The organism is Arthrobacter oryzae, from assembly GCF_031454875.1.
Taxonomy (GTDB): Bacteria; Actinomycetota; Actinomycetes; order Actinomycetales; family Micrococcaceae; genus Arthrobacter; species Arthrobacter oryzae_D.
In genome coordinates this window covers 1-1,945 of sequence record NZ_JAVDRQ010000028.1, presented here as the reverse complement: position 1 = coordinate 1,945, position 1,945 = coordinate 1, and the positions used below count along the sequence as shown (strand labels likewise).

At 56.7% G+C, this 1,945-nt stretch carries 1 rRNA gene; it reads right to left on the bottom strand.

What is annotated here, in order from left to right:
* Positions 1 to 280: 280 nt before the first annotated feature.
* Positions 281 to 1,806, bottom strand: a 16S ribosomal RNA gene (locus J2805_RS23870).
* Positions 1,807 to 1,945 lie beyond the last annotated feature (139 nt).

The window sequence follows — 1,945 nt, the reverse complement described above, 5'->3', positions numbered from 1 at the left end:
ACCGCTCCCTCCGAAAAGGGGCACAGCCATGAACCATGGTCCTGTTGTCTCAGGACCCAACAGTGTGCCAAACACTACCCGGCAGAAACGATCCGGCGAGCTTTCCAGGACACCCGAAAGTGTCCGTACTTGCTGCCGGTCCGTGCCACCAGGCACCTATTTGCTGATATTCCACCCGTGAGCACCCGCCGCAGAACAATCGTCTGCGCAACGGGCGTTACTCCTGACAGACCCGCCACACTCACATACGTGAGGCACGGTGCCTGTAGGTGCTCCTTAGAAAGGAGGTGATCCAGCCGCACCTTCCGGTACGGCTACCTTGTTACGACTTAGTCCCAATCGCCAGTCCCACCTTCGACAGCTCCCTCCCACAAGGGGTTAGGCCACCGGCTTCGGGTGTTACCAACTTTCGTGACTTGACGGGCGGTGTGTACAAGGCCCGGGAACGTATTCACCGCAGCGTTGCTGATCTGCGATTACTAGCGACTCCGACTTCATGGGGTCGAGTTGCAGACCCCAATCCGAACTGAGACCGGCTTTTTGGGATTAGCTCCACCTCACAGTATCGCAACCCTTTGTACCGGCCATTGTAGCATGCGTGAAGCCCAAGACATAAGGGGCATGATGATTTGACGTCGTCCCCACCTTCCTCCGAGTTGACCCCGGCAGTCTCCCATGAGTCCCCGCCATTACGCGCTGGCAACATGGAACGAGGGTTGCGCTCGTTGCGGGACTTAACCCAACATCTCACGACACGAGCTGACGACAACCATGCACCACCTGTGAACCGGCCCCAAAGGGGAAGGACTGTTTCCAGCCCGGTCCGGCCCATGTCAAGCCTTGGTAAGGTTCTTCGCGTTGCATCGAATTAATCCGCATGCTCCGCCGCTTGTGCGGGCCCCCGTCAATTCCTTTGAGTTTTAGCCTTGCGGCCGTACTCCCCAGGCGGGGCACTTAATGCGTTAGCTACGGCGCGGAAAACGTGGAATGTCCCCCACACCTAGTGCCCAACGTTTACGGCATGGACTACCAGGGTATCTAATCCTGTTCGCTCCCCATGCTTTCGCTCCTCAGCGTCAGTTAATGCCCAGAGACCTGCCTTCGCCATCGGTGTTCCTCCTGATATCTGCGCATTTCACCGCTACACCAGGAATTCCAGTCTCCCCTACATCACTCTAGTCTGCCCGTACCCACCGCAGATCCGGAGTTGAGCCCCGGACTTTCACGGCAGACGCGACAAACCGCCTACGAGCTCTTTACGCCCAATAATTCCGGATAACGCTTGCGCCCTACGTATTACCGCGGCTGCTGGCACGTAGTTAGCCGGCGCTTCTTCTGCAGGTACCGTCACTTTCGCTTCTTCCCTACTGAAAGAGGTTTACAACCCGAAGGCCGTCATCCCTCACGCGGCGTCGCTGCATCAGGCTTGCGCCCATTGTGCAATATTCCCCACTGCTGCCTCCCGTAGGAGTCTGGGCCGTGTCTCAGTCCCAGTGTGGCCGGTCACCCTCTCAGGCCGGCTACCCGTCGTCGCCTTGGTGAGCCATTACCTCACCAACAAGCTGATAGGCCGCGAGTCCATCCAAAACCACAAAAAGCTTTCCACCCCCCACCATGCGATGAGGAGTCATATCCGGTATTAGACCCAGTTTCCCAGGCTTATCCCAGAGTTAAGGGCAGGTTACTCACGTGTTACTCACCCGTTCGCCACTAATCACCCCAGCAAGCTGGAGGTCATCGTTCGACTTGCATGTGTTAAGCACGCCGCCAGCGTTCATCCTGAGCCAGGATCAAACTCTCCGTTGAAGTAAAACAAAAACAGACACAACCACCACCCCCGGGAAAACGGGAGAAAATGGCTGCACAAAATTTGAAACCAGCTGAAAAACAACCAGACCACACCACGGGGTGGCATAACCTGGCCAATTCAACCAATCCATATAAA